Raw genomic sequence first — 22,080 nt, forward strand, 5'->3', positions numbered from 1 at the left:
CCGCACCCCACCCCACCGCACGACGCCTCGCGACAGCGCCCCTCGACGGGTGATGCGAGGTAGGACATAAAACAGGTGTATAGGAATGTCAAGGCGGGCGCCTATTGGTGCCGCCGCGAATTGTCTCCCGTTTCGGAAGTTGTTAGGGATGGATGTTATAGGAGGTGAGACCCAGTCAGCGACCGACCGTTGATGCAGAGGGGGAGAGCAGCGGCGCTCCCGCGTGTTACACACCTAAGTAGCCGCCAGCTGGGGAATCCAGGTCAAGTCCAATCGAGCCAGGACACAGTACGTGATCGAAAAAATCAAGATTGAAGATTACAAGTCAATCAAGGATGTCGAGATTGCTCTCGGCCGTATAAACGTGTTTGTCGGCGAGAACGGTGCAGGAAAAAGTAACGTCCTTGAGGCTATCGCACTTGCTGGCGCTGCAAGTGCAGAGAAACTCGACAATGAATTTCTTGCTTCGCGTGGAATCAGATTAACGGAGCCGCAGTTTATGCGTCCGATGTTCAAGGGCTCTGATAAAAATGCCCCGATAACTGTTACGGTTTCTCTCTTAAATGAAGAGCCAATTTCTTATATACTCGAGAATGATAACAGTCCCTATTCGCACTGGACAGTTATGCTGCATCTTAATGGACCCAATCATAAGATTGCATTTACGAGATTTTCTGAGATAGTACAGAATGTCGCTCCACTCGTTAAGGGCGATGAAAATTTTGCTGTTGCTATGAAAGATATTGCAGAAAAAATGCAGCACGTGATTGCGCATATTGAGGCTATGTCAAAGAATTCTAAGGGTAAGATCCCTGATTTTAAGCTAGAACTAAATACTCAAAATATTGTATCTCAGTATATTGCGAAAAGTTCTTCTGCTTTCGTAAATCAGCGAGAGTGGCTCAGCAACTTCGTGATATTTTCCCCAGAAAATTCAGCTCTTCGCGAGTTCGAGCGCGAAGGCCAGATAGAGCCGCTTGGTATAAATGGTGAGGGCTTATTCAAGTTGCTTGCCATAATGGCGAAGGATGATAGTGAGGCTTTTCTTAGGATCAAAAATTCCCTTGCCATGATCGGCTGGTTTGCAGATCTTGAAATAACGGAATCCCGAATTGGGCTTCAAAGGCGTATATCTGTAAAAGATCAATATATCGGTAAGAGAAAAATTCATTTTGACCAGAGAAGTACAAATGAAGGTTTCATGTTTCTGATATTTTATTTCACTTTGTTAACCAGCAAGTTAACTCCGACTTTCTTCGCGATCGATAATATTGATGCGTCTCTGAACCCAAAACTTTGCACACAGTTGATGCAAGAACTTGTTAAGTTGGCCGCCGAATCGGGCAAGCAGGTTCTGTTGACGACGCATAATCCGGCAGTGCTCGACGGTCTCAACCTTGACGATGACGATCAGCGACTGTTCATTATATCAAGAGCAAGGGATGGGCAGACTGAGGTTCGACGATTTCTGAAGCCGCCAACTCCAGAAGGCATGCCGCCTGTGAAACTCTCGGAAGCATTTCTTCGGGGTGCTATTGGCGGCTTGCCGAAGAATTTCTGACTATGCCGACGTTTGCAATCATCTCCGAAGGTGTGACCGACCAAGCAGTCTTGGAGGTCCTGCTCGACGTTGCTTGTGGGATTCACTCGAATGAAGCTGCATATACGTCGGTGTTGCAGCCGCGACGTGATGAAACAGATCGCGCACGCGCCGGTGAGTTTGGCGGGTGGGAAGCGGTACTTGAATATTGTGCTCTGGAGGGCGCTGTTTCTGAAGCCCTTCTGCTGAATGACTATCTAGTGATACAGATTGACACAGATTCTTGTGAGGAGAAAAATTTTGGCGTATCCAAAACTATAAACGGCGTGCATCGCCCAGTTGATGATATCGTGAGCGATGTAGTCAATGTCATCAAGTCAAAAATTCATCCAAATACACTAGAAAAATTCGAACATAAATTGATATTTGCCATAAGCGTTCATTCAATAGAATGCTGGCTTCTCGCTATTTTGGCTAAAGCGGATAACGACAGAGTAAATATGCATACCTGTGAACAACGACTGCGTCACATTCTTCAGAAAGAAAAGATTCATCTCGAAAAAAACTATCGTACTTACACTAACTTGATGCGTGGTATCAGAAAGATAAACCAATTAACTAATGCAGCTAAATATAATCGCAGTCTCAAAATTTTTCTTGATTGTCTAACTGAGAAATTAACCAAAGTTTGATATCTCACCGCCCCTTCCTCCCCTTATACCGCGGCTTCTGCCCCGGCAGCCCCTGCGTGCTGCGCCCCGCCGGCCTCGGCCCGGCGGCGAGCGGAACCTCCCGGTCCGTCCCCGGCCCCATGTCGTCGAGGCTCGGCTTCCTGATTCGGGTGCCCTCGTCGGAGACGCCCGCTTCGCCCGTCGGGCCCACGTCGTCGGAGAGGGGGGCGCCCGGGCCGCCGCGGGTCCGGGTGCGGCCCTCGGCGGGGGGGAGGTTGGCGGAGGCGCCGTATTTGCGGCCGCCGCCGTAGCGGCCGGCGTCGCGTTCCACGTCGGACTGGCGGGCGAGCGGGTCGTCGGCGAGCACGAGCTCGGTGGCCTGGAGGCGCTTGAGCTCGTCGCGCAGGCGCGCGGCCTCCTCGAACTCCAGGTTGGCGGCGGCCTCGCGCATGCGCTTCTCGAGGTCGGCGATGACGGTCTTGAGGTTGTGGCCCACCGTCCGGTCGGGGGCGGACAGCCCCGTGTCCACCGTGACGTGGTCGCGCTCGTAGACGCTCTCCAGGATGTCGCCGATGTTCTTGCGCACGGTGGTCGGGGTGATGCCGTGCTCGGCGTTGTAGGCGAGCTGCTTCTCGCGGCGCCGCGCGGTCTCGGCGAGCGCCCGGGTCATGGAGCCCGTCATCTGGTCGGCATAGAGGATGCAGCGGCCCTCCACGTTGCGGGCGGCGCGGCCGATGGTCTGGATCAGCGACGTCTCGGAGCGCAGAAATCCCTCCTTGTCGGCGTCGAGGATGGCGACCAGCGCGCATTCCGGGATGTCGAGGCCCTCGCGCAGCAGGTTGATGCCGATGAGCACGTCGAAGGTGCCCAAGCGCAGGTCGCGGATGATCTCGATGCGCTCGATCGTGTCGATGTCCGAGTGCATGTAGCGGACCCGCACGTTGTTCTCGTGCAGGTACTCCGTGAGGTCCTCGGCCATGCGCTTGGTGAGCGTGGTGACGAGGGTGCGGAAGCCCCGCGCCGCCATCTCCTTCACCTCGCCCAGCAGATCGTCCACCTGGGTGCGGGCGGGGCGGATCTCGACGACGGGGTCGACGAGGCCCGTGGGGCGGATGACCTGCTCGACGAAGACGCCGCCGGTCTGCTCCATCTCCCACTTGCCCGGCGTCGCCGAGACATGGACCGAGAGGGGGCGCATGGCGTCCCATTCCTCGAAGCGTAAGGGGCGGTTGTCGAGGCAGGAGGGGAGGCGGAAGCCGTATTCGGCGAGCGTCGCCTTGCGCCGGAAGTCGCCGCGATACATGCCGCCGATCTGGGGCACGGTGACGTGGCTCTCGTCGGCGAAGACCAGCGCGTTGTCGGGCAGGTACTCGAACAGGGTCGGCGGCGGCTCGCCGGGGCGCCGTCCCGTGAGGTAGCGCGAATAGTTCTCGATGCCGTTGCAGGCGCCCGTGGCCTCGATCATCTCCAGGTCGAACTGGGTGCGCTGCTCCAGGCGTTGCGCCTCCAGGAGCCGGCCCATGCGGGAGAGCTCGACGACGCGGGCCTTCAACTCGTCCTTGATCCCCTTCACGGCCTGCTGGAGCGTGGGGCGGGGCGTCACGTAGTGGGAATTGGCGTAGACCTTCACGAACTGGAGCTCGTTGGTCTTCTTGCCCGTCAGCGGGTCGAACTCGACGATAGTCTCCACCTCGTCGCCGAACAGGCCGATGCGCCAGGCGCGGTCCTCCAAGTGGGCGGGCCACAGCTCGATGACGTCGCCGCGCACCCGGAAGGTGCCGCGGGAGAAGTCGCCGAGCGTGCGCTTGTATTGCAGGGCCACGAGGTCGGCGATGAGCTGGCGCTGCTCGATGCGCTCCCCCACCTTCACGGTGAAGGTCATGGCCGTGTAGGTCTCGACCGAGCCGATGCCGTAGATGCAGGACACGGAGGCGACGATGATGACGTCGTCGCGCTCGATCAGCGCGCGCGTCGCCGCGTGGCGCATCCGGTCGATGGCCTCGTTGATGGACGATTCCTTCTCGATGAAGGTGTCCGAGCGGGCGACATAGGCCTCGGGCTGGTAATAGTCGTAGTAGGAGACGAAGTACTCCACCGCATTGTCGGGGAAGAAGCTCTTGAACTCGCCGTAGAGCTGGGCGGCGAGCGTCTTGTTGGGGGCGAGGATGAGGGCGGGGCGCTGCGTCGCCTCGATCACCTTCGCCATCGTGAAGGTTTTTCCCGAGCCCGTGACGCCCAGCAGCACCTGGTCGCGCTCGGCCCGGCTCACGCCCTCCACGAGCTCCTTGATGGCGGCGGGCTGGTCGCCGGCGGGCTGGAAGTCCGACTTCATGGTGAAGCGGATGCCGCCTTCCGACTTCTCCGGGCGGGGCGGCCGGTGCGGCGTCCAGGTCTTGCCGTCGCGAAAGCGGGGATCGCCCTCGGTGAGGAGTTTTGTGAGCGCCTCGACGGTGGCCGAGACGCCGGCGGCGGCCAGCGAGCCGTCGGGATCGTCCTCGATGTCGGGGCCGTCGTCGGGGCCCTTGAGGTTGAGCGCCTTGGCGAGCGCCGGGTCGACGTCGGTGACGTCGCCATGGGCATAGGTCTCCTGCGGCCGCTCGGCGAAGCCCTCGCGCTCCTCCCGCTCCCGGTTGATGGCGGGGTTCAGCAGCTCGGCCAGATAGGGGTCGAGCGGTTTCAGCTCGGGCTTCGACGCCTTTCCGGTGGAGAGGCGGGGGGTCTTGGGAGAACGGGCCATGAACCGAATATGGGGACGGGGCGGGATTCGGGGAAGGGTGTGCGGGGTCGCGGGGGGAGGGCTCACGGGTCATCCCCGGCCGGAGCGCGCTTGTCGCGCGGAGGGGAAGGGGATCCAGCGCATCTTCATGTCGCGTAGCGACGCATTATGCCCGTCCAGGGTCCTTCGCGGGCCAAGGTGAGCCGCTTCGCGGCAACATCATAGCGCTGGATCCCCTTCCCCTCCGGCGGACAAGCCGCCTCCGGCCGGGGATGACAGGCGGTGCTCGGCCGGAGGAACCCGCCTCGTCGACCGAGCCCCGTCAGGCCCCCCGGCGCTCGGCCTGCGGTGGCGCGTCGTCGGCGCCCCTCAGGCGGCGCCAGGCGAAGGCGGCGAAGACGCCGAGGAGGGTGAGGGCGATGCCGTACCAGGTGAGCGCGTATTGCAGGTGGTTGTTGACGAGGCGCAGCACCGTCTGGCCGCCGCGGGGCAGTCCGCCCGGGACGGGGGCGGCGTCGGCGTCGACGATGAAGGGGGCGACGCGGGCGAGGCCCCGGGCGGCGGCGATGGCGGCGGGGTCGCGGGTGAACCAGTCCTCGCGGGCGGGGGCGTTCTCGGGCACGAAGGCGGTGCGCTCCTCGGGGCGGCGCAGGAGGCCGGTGACACTGGTCTCGCCGGGGATCTGGCCCTCGGGCCGGGTGGCGGGATCGCGCCGCTCGGTGGGGACGAAGCCGCGGTTGACGACGACGATCGCGCCGTCGGGCAGGCGCAGGGGCGTCAGGATGTAGTAGCCCTGGACGGGCTGGCCGCGGCTTGCCGACATGAGGCCGTGCACGGCGGTCTCGCGGTCGTGCAGGAACGTGCCCGTGAGCCGGACGCGGCGGTACTCGTCCTCCTCGGGCGAGAAGCGGTCCCAGGCGGATTCGGGCGGGATGGCGCCCGGCTCGCCATAGGCGCGGGCCTCGATGCGGGCGAGGAGGTCGTTCTTCCAGGCGAGCCGCTCGAGTTGCCAGGTGCCGAGGCCGAGAAGGACGGCGAGCGCCGCGAGCGCGACGAGGCCCGGGAGGAGAAGGGAGCGCCAGCGCATCCTAACGCTCCAGGCGGCCTTCCTCGGCCCGGTTGTGATACTGGGCGGCGATCATCATCGACTTCATGGGCCGGGCGAGGGCGAGGCACAGGATGGCGGTGAGCGGGAGCCACAGGGCCATGTGGAGCCACATGGGCGGCTCGTAGTTGAACTCCGTCCACAGGGCGAGGCCGCAGACCACGAAGCCGACGATGAACATGATGAAGATCGCGGGGCCGTCGCCGGAATCCGCGAAGGCGAAGTCGAGGTCGCACACCTCGCAGCGGGGGCGCACGGACAGGAAGCCCTTGAACAGCCGGCCCTCGCCGCAGCGGGGGCAGCGGCCCTTGAGGGCGGCCGAGTAGGGGGAATGCGTCGGGTGAACGTGATCGGCCAAGGGGATCTCCCGTCGGTACCGCGGCAGGGGTTTTCGGGACCCGAAACGCGAGAGGGGCGGCTCGCGCCGCCCCTCATATGGGATCCGTGGTCCGGGATCGTTAGTGGGTGGCGCCGGTGGGGGCGCTGTAGATGTAGATCGCGGCGAAGAGGAACAGCCACACCACGTCGACGAAGTGCCAGTACCAGGCGGCGAACTCGAAACCGAGATGGTGCTTGGGGGTGAAGTGGCCGAGATAGACCCGGTAGAGGCAGACCGCGAGGAAGATCGTGCCGATCACCACGTGGGCGCCGTGGAAGCCCGTCGCCATGTAGAAGGTGGCGCCGTAGATGTGGCCCGAGAACTTGAAGGCCGCGTGGCTGTACTCGTAGACCTGGCAGACCGTGAACAGGGCGCCGAGCGCGATGGTGAGCCACAGGCCCCACTTCACGCCCTGGCGGTCGTTCTCGATGAGGGCGTGGTGGGCCCAGGTGACGGTGGTGCCGGAGGTCAGCAGCACGAGGGTGCCGAAGAGCGGCAGGTGCCAGGGGTCGAAGGTCTCGATGCCCTTCGGGGGCCACAGGCCGCCGGTCAGCTCGGTGCGGGTGAACTGGATCGGGTCGTTGGGATAGAGGGCCGCCTCGAAATAGGCCCAGAACCACGCCACGAAGAACATCACCTCGGAGGCGATGAACATGATCATGCCGTAGCGGTGGTGGAGCTGCACCACGCGGGTGTGGTGGCCCTCGTAGGTGGCCTCGCGGACCACGTCCGTCCACCAGCTGAGCATGGTGTAGAGCACGCCGAGCACGCCGGCGCCCAGGAGATAGGGGCCGAGCTTGAGGCCCGCGATCTCCATGCCGCGCACGAAGGTGATGAAGCCGACCGCCATCACAAAGGCGCTGAGCGAGCCGATGAACGGCCAGGGGCTCGGATCGACAAGGTGGTAGTCATGCCGTTTGGCGTTGGCGTCGGCCATGGTCTTCTCCGGTGCCTTCTCGTCTCGTTGCGGCCGGGGTGGCCCCGGCGGGTCTGGTCTATCCGTCCGGCTAGGCGCGGGCCGCGGGCTCCCGCACCCGCCGCGCCTCACCCCTTAGCCGCTTTCGCGCACGCGCGCCATGCTCCGATCAGCGGGTGACCGCCCCCGTCGCCACGGCGGACGTGGCGACGGGCTTGGCGCCCTTGACCGGGAAATAGGTGTAGGAGAGCGTGATCGAGGTGAGGTCGCGGGTGTTGGGATCCTCGGCGATCGCGGGATCGACGAAGAACACCACGGCCGATTCCATCGCCTCGCCCGGCTGGAGCGTCTGCTCGGTGAAGCAGAAGCACTGGATCTTGTTGAAATAGGCGCCGGACAGAGCCGGCTGGACGTTGAACGAGGCGATGCCGGTGGTGGCCTGCGAGCCGATGTTCTCGACCTTGTACATCACCGTCATGGTTTCGCCGAGCTTCGCCTCGACGGTCGGGCTCTCGGCCGAGAAGCGCCAGGGCAGGCCGTTGACGTTGGCGTCGAAGCGCACCGTGATGGTGCGGTCGAGCGTCCGGGCCGAGGGCGCCTTGGCGATCATGGGCGTGCCCTCGAAGCCCGTGACGCGGCAGAACAGGTCGTAGAGCGGCACGGAGGCGTAGGCCGCGCCCACCATGCCGGCGACGAGCGCCGTGCAGGCGATGGCCGTGCGGCGGATGGAGCGGGCCTGTTCGGGCGTGGCTGTCATCGGGGGCTCCGGCGGGTCAGATCGCCCGCTGCAGGACCTGGGGTCCCATCTTGGCGATGGTGAGGATGTAGAACAGGGCGACGAGGCCCGCCAGCGCCAGGGCGATCGCGATCGAGCGCGAGCGCCGGCGCTTCTGCTCCTCGGGCGTGAGGTCGGCCATCAGCCGAGCACCGGCAGGGCGAGGCGAAGGCCCAGCGCGCTCTCGGCGAGCAGCACGGCGAAGAGCAGGAAGAGGTAGAGGATCGAGAAGCCGAAGAGCTGCTGCGCGCTCTTCATCGCCGCGTCCCCGGTGCGCACCCGGTAGACCCGCCAGGCGAGCGCCAGCATGCCGAGCCCCGACACCACCGATACGACCGCGTAGGCCGCGCCGCCGAAGCCCAGCACCGCCGGCAGGACGCCGACCGGCACGAGAACCAGGGTGTAGAGCCAGATCTGGAGGCGCGTCGCGTCCGGGCCCGCCACGTTGGGGAGCATGGGGACGCCGGCCCGGGCATAGTCGCCGGACTTCACGAGGGCGAGCGCCCAGAAGTGCGGCGGCGTCCACAGGAAGATGATGGCGAAGAGCACGAGGGACTCGATGCCGAGCGTGCCCGTGACGGCGGCGTCCGCCACCATGGGCGGCAGGGCGCCCGCCGCGCCGCCGATCACGATGTTCTGCGGCGTCGAGCGCTTCAGCCACATCGAGTAGATCACGGCGTAGAAGAAGATCGTGAAGGCGAGCAGCGCGGCGGCGAGCCAGTTCGTGGCGAGGCCCAGCACGATGACGGAGCCCACCGACAGGGTGAGCCCGAAGGCGAGCGCCTCGCCCGCCTCCACGCGCCCGGCGGGGATGGGCCTGCGGGCCGTGCGGGTCATCACGGCGTCGATGTCCCGGTCCCACCACATGTTGAGCGCGCCCGAGGCGCCGCCGCCCACCGCGATGCACAGGAGCGCGATCGCCGCGATCACGGGCGAGACGGCGTTGTGCACCACGGTCATGCCCACCAGCGCGGTGAACACCACGAGGAACATTACCCGGGGCTTGAGGAGGGCGACGAAGTCGCCCACCTCGCCCGGCGAGTAGCGGGCGTCCGTGGCCGGGGCGAAGGTGTCGGTGATCGAGGTCATGTGCTGCCTTAGGCTCTCTCAAGGCGTCGCCTGGCTCACGGGGGAGCTGGACGCCGGGTTCGAGGCTCCTTGCCGGAACGCCTGACGGGGAGGCGCTCGGGGAAGGAGCGGGCGGCCCGAGGGACCGCCCGTCCGGGGATCAGTGGTGCGTGTCCGCGATGCGCGGCAGGGTCTCGAACTGGTGGAAGGGCGGCGGGGAGGGAAGGGTCCACTCCAGGGTCGTCGCACCCTCGCCCCACGGGTTGTCGGCGGCGCGCTCCTTGCGGACGAACGCGGTCACCACGCCGTAGACGAACACCACGAGGCCCAGCGCGAAGATGTAGGAGCCGATCGAGGAGACCAGGTTCCAGCCCGCGAAGGCGTCGGGGTAGTCGGCGTAACGGCGCGGCATGCCGGCCAGCCCGAGGAAGTGCATCGGGAAGAACAGCACGTTGGCGCCGATGAAGGCGATCCAGAAGTGCACCTTGCCGATCCAGTCCGGGATCACGTAGCCCGTCATCTTCGGGAACCAGTAGTAGATGCCCGCGAAGATGATGAACACGGCGCCGAGCGACAGCACGTAGTGGAAGTGGGCCACCACGTAATAGGTGTCGTGCAGCGAGCGGTCGACGCCGGCGTTCGCCAGCACCACGCCCGTGACGCCGCCCACCGTGAACAGGAAGATGAAGCCCACGGCCCACTGCATCGCGGCGGTGAAGCGGATCGAGCCGCCCCACATGGTCGCGATCCAGGAGAAGATCTTCACGCCCGTCGGCACCGCGATCACCATGGTGGCGAACACGAAATAGGCCTGCGTCTGGAGCGAGAGGCCGACCGTGTACATGTGGTGCGCCCACACGACGAAGCCGACGACGCCGATGGCGACCATCGCGTAGACCATGCCGAGATAGCCGAAGATGGGCTTCTTGGAGAAGGTCGAGACGATGTGGCTCACGATGCCGAAGGCCGGCAGGATCATGATGTACACCTCCGGGTGGCCGAAGAACCAGAAGAGGTGCTGGTACAGGACCGGGTCGCCGCCGCCGGCCGGATCGAAGAAGGTCGTCCCGAAGTTGCGGTCGGTGAGCAGCATCGTGATCGCGCCGGCGAGCACCGGGAGCGACAGGAGCAGCAGGAAGGCGGTGACGAGCATCGACCAGGCGAAGAGCGGCATCTTGTGCAGCGTCATGCCCGGGGCGCGCATGTTGAGGATGGTGGTGATGAAGTTGATCGCGCCGAGGATCGAGGCCGCGCCCGCGAGGTGGAGCGCCAGGATCGCGAAGTCGAGGGCGGGACCCGGGTGGCCGATCGTGGAGAGCGGCGGATAGACGGTCCAGCCGCCGCCGAAGCCGAGCGAGCCCGGCGCGCCCTCGACGAAGAGGGACAGCACGAGGAGCCCGAAGGCCGAGACCGTGAGCCAGAACGAGATGTTGTTCATGCGCGGGAACGCCATGTCGGGCGCGCCGATCATGAGGGGCACGAACCAGTTGCCGAAGCCGCCGATCAGCGCCGGCATCACCATGAAGAACACCATGATGAGGCCGTGGCCCGTGACGAACACGTTGTAGGCCTGCGGGTTCGAGAACCACTGGAGGCCGGGCTGCTGGAGCTCGAGGCGGATGCCGATGGACAGGGCGGCGCCGACCAGACCCGCGGTGAACGCGAAGATCAGGTACATCGTGCCGATGTCCTTGTGGTTGGTGGAGTAGATCCACCGGCGCCACCCCGTCGGGGTGCCGTGGTCGTGTGCGTCCGCGTGAGCGGCATGCGAGATGGTGGCCATGGGAGGGTGACCTTCGTGTTTATTATCGGCGGATCAGCGGGCGGCGTCGGCGAGCTTGGCGCTGCCGCTGCCGTCGACCGATGCGAACTTCTTCTTGGCTTCCTCGAGCCAGGCCGCGTACTGGGCGTCGTTCACGACGCGGACCTGGATCGGCATATAGGGGTGGCCGTTGCCGCACAGCTCCGAGCACTGGCCGTAATAGACGCCCTCGCGCTCGGCCTTGAACCAGGTCTCGTTGAGGCGGCCCGGGACGGCGTCGAGGCGGATGCCGAAGGAGGGCACCGCGAAGTTGTGCAGGACGTCGGCGGCGGTGATCTGGACCCGGATGATCTTGTTCACGGGCACCACCACCTCGTTGTCGACCGAGAGCAGGCGGGGCTGGCCGGGCTTCAGGTCCTCGGTGGGCACCATGTTCGACTCGAAGCGGATGCCGCCCTGGTCGGCCGGGTACTCGTAGGACCAGTACCAGGCGTGGCCCGTGGCCTTGAGGACCACGTCGCCCTTCGGCACCGTGAGCTGCTCGCGCAGGATGCGGAACGAGGGGATCGAGATGCCGACCAGGATGAGCACGGGGATCACGGTCCAGGCCACCTCGATCCAGGTGTGGTGGGTGGTCTTGGACGGGACGGGATTCGCCTTCTCGTTGAACTTCCAGCACACATAGACGAGCAGGAAGAGCACGAAGACGGAGATGAAGGTGATGAGCCAGAGCAGCAGGTTGTGGAAGGAGACCACCTGCTGCGCGATGTTCGTCACCGGCGTCTGAAAGTTCATCTGCCAGGGCGCCGGCTGGCCCGTCTGCGCGAGGGCCGCGCCTCCGGAGCCCAGCGTGAGCGCGGCGACAGCGAGGCTGAGCGCCGAGCGAGAACCTGCCCAATCGATCCGCATGATCCGTCCATTCCTGTGAGACCCGGCCTGCGGCGATGCGGCCTGGGCCGTGTCGCGCGTGGCGAGGTCGGTGCGGTGTGCCATTGATGAGCGTCAAAAATCACAATGCGGGCACGAGCGCAACGCCCCCGGCGTCGCACTTTAGTGCGTCATAACTTCCCTGACGCCCCGCGGCGCGCCGAAATCCGCACGGGACGGCCCCGTTCCGCACCCGATCGCGGCGGCCTGCCTCGCTTGACAGGGGGCCTGCCCCATGGTCCCACCGGGTCTTGAGGGATCGGGCGCCCGGGCGGCGGGCGCCGCCCGCGAAGAGGACGACGGGATGGCGGCTCGGTTCGCGCATTGGATCGGCGGCGCGGCGCTCGCGCTGGGGCTCTGCGGCGCAGCGCCCGGCGCGCAGGCGCAGGGCGTGGTGAAGAACACCTTCGGCGACTGGCAGATCCGGTGCGAGACGCCGGCCGGCGCCCAGGCCGAGCAATGCGCCGTCTACCAGAACATCGTGGCCGAGGACCGGCCCAACATGACGCTCCTCGTCATCGCCCTGCGCACGGCGGACAAGAAGAGCCAGCTCCTGCGCGTGGTGGCGCCGCTCGGCGTCCTGCTGCCCTCGGGCTTAGGCCTTCGCATCGACCAGACCGACATCGGCCGCGCCGCCTTCATGCGCTGCATCAACACCGGCTGCATCGCCGAGGCCGTGATCGACGAGAAGCTCGGCGACCAGATGCGCACGGGCCAGCAGGCCACCTTCATCGTCTTCCAGACCCCGGAGGAGGGGATCGGCATCCCGGTCTCGCTGTCCGGCTTCAACCAGGCCTTCGAGAGCCTGCCGAAATAGGCGTGTCCGGGGACGCGCCCGCGCGCCGCCTGGAGGCGATCCTGCGCGCCGATCCCGGGCTCATGGCGCTGCTCGAGGCGTTGCGCGGGCTCGGCCTGCCGCAATGGCGCGTCGTCGCGGGCTGCCTCTACCAGACGGTCTGGAACAGCCTCACCGGACGTCCGCGGGGCTACGGCATCCAGGACTACGACGTGATCTATTTCGATCCCGACCCATCCTGGGAGGCGGAGGACCGGGTGATCGGGCGGGTCGCCGAGGCGACCAGGGGCGGCGTCGGGCCGGTGCAGGCGCGCAACCAGGCGCGGGTCCATCTCTGGTTCGAGGCGCGGTTCGGCGTCCCCTATCCGCCCCTGGCAGCGGCCGACGACTCGCTCGTCCGCTACGCCTCGGTGGTCCACGCGGTGGGCGTGCGGCTGGAGGCGGACGGGCGGCTCGACGTCGCGGCCCCGTTCGGCCTCGACGATCTCTTCGGCCTCGTGGTGCGGCCGAACCCCGCCATCGCCAACCGCGAGTCGCATGCCCGCAAGGGCGCGAGGGTGAAGGCCCTGTGGCCGGAGCTGACGGTGCTCCCCTGGCCCGAGGGCGCCATCGACAGCGGGCCCGGACACGCTTAAAGAGCGGTCAACCATGGGGTCGGGGGCAGAATCATGATCAGGGCGGTGGTCGCATTGGGCGTGGTGGCGGGTTTGGCGGGCTGCACGTCGTCGGGGTCGTCCGGCGGCTCCTCCGGCGGCAACGTCCTTTCCAACCTCTTCTTCTATGGCGGCACGACGGTGCCGCCCGCGGCGGCGGCGAACGCGGCGGAGTTCGACTGCCCGGCCATCGACGTGTTCGAGGGCGGCGCGGCGCTCCAGTCCTATGCGGGCGGGCGCACGGGCGACTACGAGGGCCTGCGTCACCAGATCAGCCTCGGCAACCTCGCCCGCGAGTGCACCGTCCAGGCCGACGGCTCGGTCCTCGTGCGGGTGGGCGTCGAGGGCCGCGTCCTCATGGGCCCGGCGGGCGGCACGGGCGGGCGCTTCGACGCCCCCGTGCGGATCGTCGTGCGCAGCGGCTCGCAGGTGCTCGCCCAGCGCGCCCGGCGCGTGCCCGTCTCCGTGCCCAGCGGCGACACCCAGGGCACCTTCACCGTGGTGGAGGAGGGGATCGTGGTGCCCGCGCGCATCGGCGAGAACTTCGAGATCCTGGTGGGCCTCGGCGGCGCCTCCGCCGCCGAGCCGCGCCCGCGCCGGCGGGGGTGATCTCGCCCTCGTCCTGAGTGGCTGGTCCGGAAGGGCGTGCTCCCCACCCCCTCATGCTGAGGGGCCCACCGCAGGTGGGCCTCGAAGCACGCAAAACGCTGCCACGGCCTTCCGGAGATCCCTGGAGCGCCCTTCGAGGCCCTGCTCCGCAGGGCACCTCAGGACGAGGGATGAGAGTGGGGGCAGCCCCGTCGCGGCGTCGCATCGCCGCGCGGGCGCATCTCGGGTTGACTTGGGATGGGGACCCGCTAACTCTCACCCCGCCGTCAATCCCCGCGGAAGAGACCGGGCCCAGAGCCCGGCGCCGAAGGCGCAACCGCCCCGGAAACGCTCAGGCCAAAGGACCGCGGGGAGCTGGCACTCTGGAAAGCGGCGATGCCCCACGGCGTCGCCCACCGACGGGCGTAACCTTGGGGGCTTCCGGGCCCGTGGGGGAAATCTCTCAGGTCTCGGGACAGAGGGGGCGCGAAGCGGGCCGCAGGGCTCGAGGAAACGCGCGTCTGTCCGGAGGACCCGATGGCCGAACCCGCTCTTGCCGGCGAAACGCTGCACACCACCCCGCTTCACGCCGAGCACGTGGCGCTCGGTGCCCGCATGGTGCCCTTCGCGGGCTACGACATGCCGGTCCAGTACCCCACGGGCATCCTCACCGAGCATCTGTGGACCCGCGAGCATGCGGGCCTCTTCGACGTCTCGCATATGGGCCAGGCGGCGCTCGCCGGCCCCGACCACGAGACCGTGGCCCGCGCGCTGGAGGCCCTCGTGCCCTGCGACGTGCTCAACCTGAAGCCCGGCCAGCAGCGCTATTCGCAGCTCCTCGCCGACGACGGCGGCATCCTCGACGACCTGATGATCACCCGGCCCGCGACCCCTGAGGAGGCCGGCCACCTCTATCTCGTGGTCAACGCGGGCGGCAAGGAGCCCGACTACGCCCATATCGGGGCGCGGCTCCCCGAGGGCGTGCGGCTGGTGCGCGGCGACGACCGGGCGCTGCTCGCCCTCCAGGGCCCGGCGGCCGAAGGCGTCGTGCGGCGGATGGGCTGCGCGGCGGCCGACCTCACCTTCATGCAGACGGGCTGGTTCGAGATGGCGGGCTGCCGCGTCCACGTCTCGCGCTCCGGCTACACGGGCGAGGACGGGTTCGAGATCTCGGTGAAGGACACGGACGCCGTGGCCCTGTGGCGCGCGCTCCTCGCCGACGGGGCCGTGAAGCCCATCGGCCTCGGCGCCCGCGACTCGCTTCGCCTCGAGGCGGGCTTGTGCCTCTACGGCCACGATATCGACACGCTCACCTCGCCGGTCGAGGCGGGGCTCACCTGGTCGATCCAGAAGCGCCGCCGCGAGGAGGGGGGCTTCCCCGGCGCGGCGCGCGTCCAGGCCGAGATCAAGGACGGGTCCGCCCGGGTGCGCGTCGGCATCCGTCCCGAGGGCCGGGCCCCGGCCCGCGAGGGCGCGACGATCACGACGCCGGACGGCCGCGAGATCGGGGTCGTGACCTCGGGCGGCTTCGGGCCCACCGTCAACGGCCCCGTCGCCATGGGCTACGTCGCCCGCGAGAACGCGGCGGTCGGCAACGAGGTGCTGCTCATCGTGCGCGGCAAGCCCATGCCCGCGAAGATCGCGTCGATGCCCTTCGCGCCGCACCGCTACAAGCGCTGACCAACCATTCCCAGGGGGTGACCATGACCGTCCGCTACACCAAGGACCACGAATATATCCGCGTCGAGGGCGACACCGGCACGGTGGGCATCACGGACTACGCCCAGAGCCAGCTCGGCGACGTGGTCTATGTGGAGCTCCCCGCAATCGGCAAGGCCGTGGCCAAGGGCGGCGAGGCGGCCGTGGTCGAGAGCGTCAAGGCCGCGAGCGAGGTCTACGCTCCCGTCTCGGGCGAGGTCGTGGAGGTGAACTCGGCGCTCGAGGGCGCGCCCGGCGCCGTGAACGAGGACCCCGCCGGCAACGGCTGGTTCCTGAAGATCCGCCTCAGCGACCCGTCCGAGCTCGACGCCCTCATGGGCGAGGACGAGTACCAGACCTACCTGAAGTCGATCTCCTGATGGCGCACGGGCACCGGGCCACGATCCGCTGGGCGCGCGAGGCGGGGGCCGTCTTCACGGACAGCCGCTACAGCCGCGCGCATGCCTGGGCCTTCGACGGCGGGATCACCGTCCCGGGCTCGCCCTCGCCCCACGTCGTGCCGCTGCCCTTCTCGCGCGAGGACGCGGTCGACCCGGAGGAGGCCTTCGTGGCCTCCGCCGCGAGCTGCCACATGCTCACCTTCCTGCATGTCGCCTCGAAGCGCCGCTTCGTGGTCGACGCCTACGAGGACGAGGCGACGGGGTTCATGACGCCGAACGCCGCGGGCCGCCTCTTCATCTCCCGCATCGTCCTCGACCCCCGGATCACCTTCTCCGGCGAGCGCCAGCCCGACGCGGCGGCGCTCGCGGACCTGCACCACCTCGCCCACCGGGAATGCTTCATCGCGAATTCCGTGATCACGGAGATCGTGGTGGCGGGCATCGACGGTCACTGAGCCGAGGGGCACGACATGCCGTCCGCGCTCCCCCTGTCATCCCCGGCCGGAAGCAGCGTCAGCTGCTGGAGGGGAAGGGGATCCAGCGCAAGCGATGATGCCGCGAAGCGGCTCGTCAGGCCCGCCAAGGGCCCTGGACGGGCAGAAGGCGTCGCTTCGCGACAACTGACGTGCTGGATCCCCTTCCCCTCCGGCGGACGAGCCGCCTCCGGCCGGGGATGACAGGGGTCGGCTTCTCGACATGCTTCTCTCACCAAAGGCAACGCCCATGCGCTACCTGCCCCTGTCCGACACCGATCGCGGCGAGATGCTCGCCCGGATCGGCGTGGCCGACATCGACGCGCTCTTCGCCGACGTGCCCAAGGCCATGCTCCTCGACGGCCCCGTCGACCTGCCCCGCCGCAAGAGCGAGATGGAGGTGGAGCGCATCCTCTCCCGCATGGCGGGGCGCAACGTGGCGGCAGGCTCCGTGCCGTTCTTCGTGGGCGCCGGCGCCTACAAGCACCACGTGCCCGCCACCGTCGACCACGTGATCCAGCGCTCGGAGTTCCTCACGAGCTACACGCCCTACCAGCCCGAGATCGCGCAGGGCACCCTGCAATATCTCTTCGAGTTCCAGACCCAGGTCGCGGCGCTCACCGGCATGGAGGTGGCGAACGCCTCCATGTATGACGGCTCCACGGGCACGGGCGAGGCGGTGCTCATGGCGCATCGCGTCACCAAGCGCCGCAAGGCGGTGCTCTCGGGCGGCCTGCACCCGCATTACGCCGAGGTCGTGCAGACCCTGTCGCGGATGTCGGGCGACGCTGTGGTGGCCATGCCCGCCGACGTCATGGCCGACGAGGACATCATCGGCCGGATCGACGGCGAGACCTCCTGCGTCGTCGTCCAGACCCCCGACGTGTTCGGCAATCTCCGCGACCTGACCGCCATCGCCGAGGCCGCGCACAAGCACGGCGCGCTGCTCATCGCGGTGTTCACCGAGGTGATGTCGCTCGGCCTCGTCACGCCGCCTGGCCACATGGGCGCCGACATCGTGGTGGGCGAGGGCCAGTCCATCGGCAACGGGCTCAATTTCGGCGGGCCTTACGTCGGCCTCTTCGCCACGCGTCAGAAATACATCCGCCAGATGCCGGGCCGCCTGTGCGGCGAGACCGTGGACGCCAACGGCGAGCGCGGCTTCGTGCTCACCCTGTCCACCCGCGAGCAGCATATCCGCCGCGACAAGGCGACGTCGAATATCTGCACGAATTCAGGCCTTTGCTGCCTGGCCTTCACGATCCACATGACGCTGCTCGGCCAGGCGGGCCTCACCCGGCTCGCCCGCGTGAACCACGCCAACGCCGTGAAGCTCGCGGACATGCTGGCGGGCGTGAAAGGTGTGGAGGTGCTGAACGGCGCCTTCTTCAACGAGTTCACGGTGCGCCTGTCGAGGCCCGCCGCCGAGGTCGTCGAGGCGCTGGCGGAGCGCGGCGTTCTCGCCGGCGTGCCCGTGTCGCGCCTCTCGCCCGGCGCGGGTCTCGACGACCTTCTCCTCGTGGCGTCCACCGAAATCAACACCGATGACGACCGCGCGGCCCTGGTCGCCGGCCTGAAGGAGGTCCTGTGATGACTGCGGCATCGCATCCTCATCCGGACCTCGATGCAGAGCTGTGTAAAGCGGGTTTCAGCCTCGTAACGGACTCTGCCAAGCTCCTAGGATACCGACGCAGGATCGGCGAAATCATCTACGTCAAAAAGACACAGAAGAAGAGCGTTGTGGTTGATCCCCGTTATTTCTCCCATGGTGAGGTCATATCCGGGGTCGAGGGCTACTCCTACTGGAATAGTAATCTTAGCGAATTCCAAAAGTCACCCCGTGGCGGATTAAAGCCGGAGCGAAATGGAATCGCCTTCGACATCCCGACCGCCGGTCATGTGATCAACATCGCCCACGCGCTTAGAGGTAAGTTGTGATGCTGAACCGCCAGGGACGCCCCACCGCCGCCGGCCAGGCGAGCGACAACGCCCACCCCACCTTCACCGGCAACAAGGCGCTCGCGCAGGTCGAGCCCCTGCTGTTCGAGATCGGCCGCTACGAGACCACGGGCGTCGACATCGACGAGCCCGAGGCCTTCGCGCCGCGCCTCGGGGGCATGGAGCGGACGGGCGAGATCGGCCTGCCGGGCCTGTCCGAGCCCGAGGCCATGCGCCATTACGTGCGCCTCTCGCAGAAGAACTACGGCATCGATTCGGGCCTCTTCCCGCTGGGCTCGTGCACGATGAAGCACAACCCGCGCCTCAACGAGCGCATGGCGCGCCTCCCCGGCTTCGGCGACGTGCACCCGCTCCAGCCGGTCTCCACCGTGCAGGGCGCCCTGGAGCTGATGCAGGAGCTCGCCCGCTACCTCATGACCCTGACGGGCACGCAGGCCGTGGCGCTCTCGCCGAAGGCGGGCGCCCATGGCGAGCTTGCCGGCATGATGGCGATCAAGGCCGCCATTGAGGCCAAGGGGGAGGGCGCCTCGCGCCGCACCGTGCTGGTGCCCGACTCGGCCCACGGCACGAACCCGGCCACGGCCGCCCTCATCGGCTTCCAGGTCAAGGCGGTGCCGGCCCGCGAGGACGGCTGGGTGCATGTGGAGGACGTGAAGGCGGCGCTCGGCCCCGACGTCGCGGCCATCATGCTTACCAACCCCAACACCTGCGGCCTGTTCGAGCCGCAGATCGTCGAGATCGCCCGGGCGCTCCACGACGCGGGCGGCTACTTCTACTGCGACGGCGCCAACTTCAACGCGATCGTCGGCAAGGCGCGGCCGGGGGATCTCGGCATCGACGCCATGCACATCAACCTGCACAAGACCTTCTCGACGCCCCACGGCGGCGGCGGGCCGGGCGCGGGTCCGGTGGTGCTCTCCGAGCGCCTCGCCCCCTTCGCTCCGGTGCCCTTCGTGCGCCAGGGCGCGAGCGGGCTGGAGCTGGTGGAGCATGCGGACGAGGCCGGCGAGGCGCAGCCTTTCGGGCGCGTCACCGCCTTCCACGGCCAGATGGGCATGTATGTGCGGGCCCTGTCCTACATGCTGTCCCACGGCTCGGACGGCATGCGCCGGGCCTCCGAGGACGCGGTGCTCAACGCGAACTACATCCGCGCCGGCCTCGCCGACCTCATGTCCCAGCCCTTCGGCGACAAGCCCTGCATGCACGAGGTGCTGTTCGACGACACCTGGCTGAAGGACACGGGCGTCACCACGCTGGACTTCGCCAAGGCGATGATCGACGAGGGCTACCACCCGATGACGGTGTACTTCCCCCTCGTGGTCCACGGCGCGATGCTGATCGAGCCGACCGAGTCCGAGTCCAAGGCCTCGCTCGACCTCTTCATCGCGACGCTGCGCGACCTCGCCATGGCGGCGAAGGCGGGGGACCGGGACCGCTTCGTCGGCGCCCCCTACCACGCCCCGCGCCGCCGCCTCGACGAAACCCGCGCCGCCCGCTCGCCGGTGCTGCGCTGGACGCCGCCGGCGCCCGTGCAGGAGGCCGCGGAGTAGGGAGGGCATGGCTCCGGGGATGAGGGGTAACCCCCTGTCATCCCCGGCCGGAGCCCGTCAGGGCGGAAGGGAAGCACGCTTGCGTGCCAAGAAGGGGATCCCGCGCAACTTGTTGTCGCGAAGCGACGCCCTGTGCCCGTCCAGGGCCTCTGGCAGCCTCCCCCTATCGGCCCTCAGGCGTGCCCCGCCCGGCGACGACGAAGAAGGGCTGCCTCTTCCGATTAAGGCACGGCCCGGCCGGCCTTAACCCCTCGTTTACCATGTTCCCCAAAGCGTTACGCCACCCGACCCCTGCCGCAATTTGGGATGAAACAAGTTTTAATCGTGGCGCGTTTATGACAGGCCTCACCGATCCCGGGACATCGTCCGGCGTCGGTTCTCCCACCCGGCGCTGCCATAAGGACCCGTCATGCCCGCCCCGACCGCGACTGCCTTCGAGATCGCCGCCGCTCCGGTTCGTGGCCGGTCCATGCTCGGGGCCAGCGTCGGGTTCGTGGGCTCGACCCTGGGGCTGATTGGCCTGATGATGCTGCTCGGCAGCTTCTGAGAGCTTGGCCTAGACGACCTGGGCTCTCCAGACCCTCATGCCGAGGCGGCCTGCGTGGCAGGCCGTCTCGAAGCACGCACCACGTCTCCACCGCCCTATCCCGGCCGCGCCGTTCCCGGCTTGAGCCCCCGCGCCACGGTCAGCGCCCGGGCGCTCGGCCCGGCGCGCGGGCGCTCGACCGGCCGCAGCATCCGGCGGGGCCGCCGCGCCGGGGGCGCGGACGGGCGCAGGAATTCCGCGAGGGCGGCGAGGCCGTCCGGGTCGCTGGCGAGGGCGGAGGCGTCGAGATGGGGCATGGGGCCGTCCTCAAAGGGGTGACGGGATCAGCGTAGGACGACGACGGTTGTGCCAACCTTGACGCGCTCATAGAGGTCGGCGACGTCCTCGTTCGTCATGCGGATGCAGCCCGAGGAGACGGCCTGGCCGATGGTCTCGGGCTCGTTCGAGCCGTGGATCCGGTAGATGGACGAGCCCAGATACATGGCGCGGGCGCCGAGCGGGTTCGCGGGGCCGCCCTTCATGTGGCGCGGCAGGTCCGGGCGCCGCTTGAGCATCTCGGCCGGCGGGCGCCAGTCGGGCCACTGGGCCTTGCGGGTGATCGTCTGCGTGCCGCCCCAGGTGAAGCCGGGCCGGCCCACGCCGATGCCGTAGCGCATGGCCTTGCCCCCGGACAGGACCAGATAGAGCCGCCGCTCGGCGGTGGAGACCACGATGGTGCCCGGCGCGTGGTTGCCCGCGAAGGCGACGATCTCGCGCGGGACGGGGCTCACGGCGGGGCTCGACCGGGGCTCGATCGCGGCCGGGCCGGACTCGTCGGGGAGCAGGACGCCGCCCGGATCGGTGCCGAGGGAACGGGCGGCCTGGGCCTGGGCGATGCCGGCGAGGAGCGCGGCGACGGAGAGGGCGATGAGCGAGAGACGGCGCATGGGGGATCTCCTGGTTGGTTCGGGTCAGCGGACGGCCGCGGCGGCCCGCTTTGCGGGGGCACGCGCCGGCTCGGCGGCGGGTTTCGCGGGGGCGGCGGTCACGGCCGCGGCTGCCGGGGCAACCTCCGCCGGCGCCACGATCGACGGCGTCACGGCGTCGGCCGCCGTGATGAGCCGCGCGTTGCGGATGGGGCGCCCGTCCTCGCGGATCGCGCAGGCGGGAGTGATGTAGGGCCAGGCCTGGCCGGCGCAGGCGGCCGGGCGGTCCGGCCCGGCGGGAGCGAGGCGCGGCGCCGCCGGCACGGTCTCGGGCAGGCGCACCTCGCGGATCGCGGCCCGCGCCGGAGCGCCCGCCGCCGCGGCCTGGCCGGCGATCGGCACCTCGACGAGGGCCACCGTCGCGGCGGCGATGAAGGCGGCGAGCCCGGCATATCTCGTGAACGGCTTCGTCATGGCATCCTCCCCGACGGCTCTGGACGCCGTCCTTGATGGGGGGACACTAGGAAGCCCGTGTTGCGGGCTTATCCTCCGCGGGCGCGCTCACGGCCGGGCTTCGTTGCGTCGCCGGAGGGGAATTGTTTCGTCGTGATACAGGCCGTTAACGAAGCGGTAATCTTTGGGGCGGGCGGT

The 22,080-nt window shown here is 67.6% G+C and carries 24 protein-coding genes and 2 riboswitches; of the genes, 12 read left to right on the forward strand and 12 right to left on the reverse strand.

All coding sequences use genetic code 11. The annotated features are described in order from the left end of the window. Positions 1-292 precede the first annotated feature (292 nt). Entirely contained in the window at positions 293-1,561 is a 1,269-nt protein-coding gene (locus F0L46_RS24305; protein WP_149822209.1) for an AAA family ATPase, read from the forward strand. Between the two features lie 2 nt (positions 1,562-1,563). Beyond that, a complete protein-coding gene (locus F0L46_RS24310) occupies positions 1,564-2,232 on the forward strand; it encodes a hypothetical protein (protein ID WP_149822210.1) in 669 nt (222 codons plus the stop codon). Positions 2,233-2,236: 4 nt separating this feature from the next. On the opposite strand, the gene uvrB is transcribed toward F0L46_RS24310, so the two are convergent. The 9 genes from uvrB to coxB form a co-directional block, all read right to left on the reverse strand. Beyond that, on the reverse strand, positions 2,237-4,948 hold the full coding sequence (gene uvrB, locus F0L46_RS24315) for an excinuclease ABC subunit UvrB (RefSeq protein WP_149822211.1): 2,712 nt from the start codon (positions 4,946-4,948) through the stop codon (positions 2,237-2,239). 301 nt (positions 4,949-5,249) lie between these two features. Then, a complete protein-coding gene (locus tag F0L46_RS24320) occupies positions 5,250-6,014 on the reverse strand; it encodes an SURF1 family protein (RefSeq protein ID WP_149822212.1) in 765 nt (254 codons plus the stop codon). Position 6,015: 1 nt separating this feature from the next. Next, complete coding sequence (locus tag F0L46_RS24325) at positions 6,016-6,390, reverse strand: DUF983 domain-containing protein (protein WP_149822213.1); 375 nt, start codon at positions 6,388-6,390, stop codon at positions 6,016-6,018. 100 nt (positions 6,391-6,490) lie between these two features. Then, entirely contained in the window at positions 6,491-7,348 is an 858-nt protein-coding gene (locus F0L46_RS24330) for a cytochrome c oxidase subunit 3 (RefSeq protein ID WP_149822214.1), read from the reverse strand. Between the two features lie 148 nt (positions 7,349-7,496). Next, complete coding sequence (locus F0L46_RS24335) at positions 7,497-8,084, reverse strand: cytochrome c oxidase assembly protein (RefSeq protein ID WP_149822215.1); 588 nt, start codon at positions 8,082-8,084, stop codon at positions 7,497-7,499. A 16-nt stretch (positions 8,085-8,100) separates the two neighbouring features. After that, complete coding sequence (locus F0L46_RS26395; protein ID WP_188312130.1) at positions 8,101-8,244, reverse strand: cytochrome c oxidase system small membrane protein; 144 nt, start codon at positions 8,242-8,244, stop codon at positions 8,101-8,103. After that, complete coding sequence (locus F0L46_RS24340) at positions 8,244-9,191, reverse strand: heme o synthase (protein WP_149822216.1); 948 nt, start codon at positions 9,189-9,191, stop codon at positions 8,244-8,246. The genes F0L46_RS26395 and F0L46_RS24340 overlap by 1 nt, the downstream gene beginning before the upstream one ends. Positions 9,192-9,330: 139 nt before the next feature. Beyond that, positions 9,331-10,953, reverse strand: coding sequence for a cytochrome c oxidase subunit I (gene ctaD, locus F0L46_RS24345; RefSeq protein WP_149822217.1), 1,623 nt, complete (start codon positions 10,951-10,953; stop codon positions 9,331-9,333). Between the two features lie 33 nt (positions 10,954-10,986). Next, positions 10,987-11,841 (reverse strand): cytochrome c oxidase subunit II, encoded by an 855-nt coding sequence (coxB, locus tag F0L46_RS24350; protein ID WP_149822218.1) that lies wholly within the window; start codon positions 11,839-11,841, stop codon positions 10,987-10,989. Between the two features lie 322 nt (positions 11,842-12,163). Between coxB and F0L46_RS24355 the strand changes: the two genes are divergently transcribed. From F0L46_RS24355 to F0L46_RS26400, 10 genes are all read left to right on the forward strand, one after another. After that, positions 12,164-12,676, forward strand: coding sequence for an invasion associated locus B family protein (locus tag F0L46_RS24355; RefSeq protein ID WP_149822219.1), 513 nt, complete (start codon positions 12,164-12,166; stop codon positions 12,674-12,676). A 2-nt stretch (positions 12,677-12,678) separates the two neighbouring features. Next, the gene (locus F0L46_RS24360) at positions 12,679-13,290 is read left to right on the forward strand and encodes a nucleotidyltransferase family protein (protein ID WP_240540142.1); all 612 of its coding nucleotides are present in this window, start codon (positions 12,679-12,681) and stop codon (positions 13,288-13,290) included. A gap of 33 nt (positions 13,291-13,323) precedes the next feature. Continuing rightward, entirely contained in the window at positions 13,324-13,917 is a 594-nt protein-coding gene (locus F0L46_RS24365) for a hypothetical protein (RefSeq protein WP_149822220.1), read from the forward strand. Positions 13,918-14,183: 266 nt separating this feature from the next. Continuing rightward, positions 14,184-14,274, forward strand: a riboswitch (glycine riboswitch). Between the two features lies 1 nt (position 14,275). Further along, positions 14,276-14,379: riboswitch (glycine riboswitch) on the forward strand. 54 nt (positions 14,380-14,433) lie between these two features. After that, positions 14,434-15,576, forward strand: a complete 1,143-nt coding sequence (gene gcvT / locus F0L46_RS24370) for a glycine cleavage system aminomethyltransferase GcvT (RefSeq protein WP_149822221.1) — start codon at positions 14,434-14,436, stop codon at positions 15,574-15,576. 23 nt (positions 15,577-15,599) lie between these two features. After that, positions 15,600-15,974 (forward strand): glycine cleavage system protein GcvH, encoded by a 375-nt coding sequence (gcvH, locus tag F0L46_RS24375; RefSeq protein ID WP_149822222.1) that lies wholly within the window; start codon positions 15,600-15,602, stop codon positions 15,972-15,974. Further along, positions 15,974-16,450 (forward strand): OsmC family protein, encoded by a 477-nt coding sequence (locus tag F0L46_RS24380; RefSeq protein ID WP_149822223.1) that lies wholly within the window; start codon positions 15,974-15,976, stop codon positions 16,448-16,450. The genes gcvH and F0L46_RS24380 overlap by 1 nt, the downstream gene beginning before the upstream one ends. Positions 16,451-16,718: 268 nt before the next feature. Next, on the forward strand, positions 16,719-18,059 hold the full coding sequence (gene gcvPA / locus F0L46_RS24385; RefSeq protein ID WP_149822224.1) for an aminomethyl-transferring glycine dehydrogenase subunit GcvPA: 1,341 nt from the start codon (positions 16,719-16,721) through the stop codon (positions 18,057-18,059). After that, positions 18,059-18,406 (forward strand): hypothetical protein, encoded by a 348-nt coding sequence (locus F0L46_RS24390; RefSeq protein WP_149822225.1) that lies wholly within the window; start codon positions 18,059-18,061, stop codon positions 18,404-18,406. Before gcvPA ends, F0L46_RS24390 begins: the two co-directional genes overlap by 1 nt. After that, positions 18,406-19,977, forward strand: coding sequence for an aminomethyl-transferring glycine dehydrogenase subunit GcvPB (gcvPB, locus tag F0L46_RS24395; RefSeq protein WP_149822226.1), 1,572 nt, complete (start codon positions 18,406-18,408; stop codon positions 19,975-19,977). Before F0L46_RS24390 ends, gcvPB begins: the two co-directional genes overlap by 1 nt. A 409-nt stretch (positions 19,978-20,386) precedes the next feature. Continuing rightward, complete coding sequence (locus F0L46_RS26400; protein WP_188312131.1) at positions 20,387-20,524, forward strand: hypothetical protein; 138 nt, start codon at positions 20,387-20,389, stop codon at positions 20,522-20,524. A gap of 95 nt (positions 20,525-20,619) precedes the next feature. Here the strand turns inward: F0L46_RS26400 and F0L46_RS24400 are convergent, their stop codons facing one another. The 3 genes from F0L46_RS24400 to F0L46_RS24410 are packed head-to-tail and all read right to left on the reverse strand — an operon-like array spanning position 20,620 to position 21,903. After that, complete coding sequence (locus F0L46_RS24400; protein ID WP_149822227.1) at positions 20,620-20,820, reverse strand: hypothetical protein; 201 nt, start codon at positions 20,818-20,820, stop codon at positions 20,620-20,622. Positions 20,821-20,847: 27 nt separating this feature from the next. Further along, on the reverse strand, positions 20,848-21,450 hold the full coding sequence (locus F0L46_RS24405; RefSeq protein WP_149822228.1) for a L,D-transpeptidase: 603 nt from the start codon (positions 21,448-21,450) through the stop codon (positions 20,848-20,850). Between the two features lie 24 nt (positions 21,451-21,474). Continuing rightward, a complete protein-coding gene (locus F0L46_RS24410) occupies positions 21,475-21,903 on the reverse strand; it encodes a hypothetical protein (protein ID WP_149822229.1) in 429 nt (142 codons plus the stop codon). Positions 21,904-22,080: the final 177 nt, after the last annotated feature.

Origin of the sequence: Salinarimonas soli, from assembly GCF_008386575.1 — a bacterium.
GTDB lineage: Bacteria > Pseudomonadota > Alphaproteobacteria > Rhizobiales > Beijerinckiaceae > Salinarimonas_A > Salinarimonas_A soli.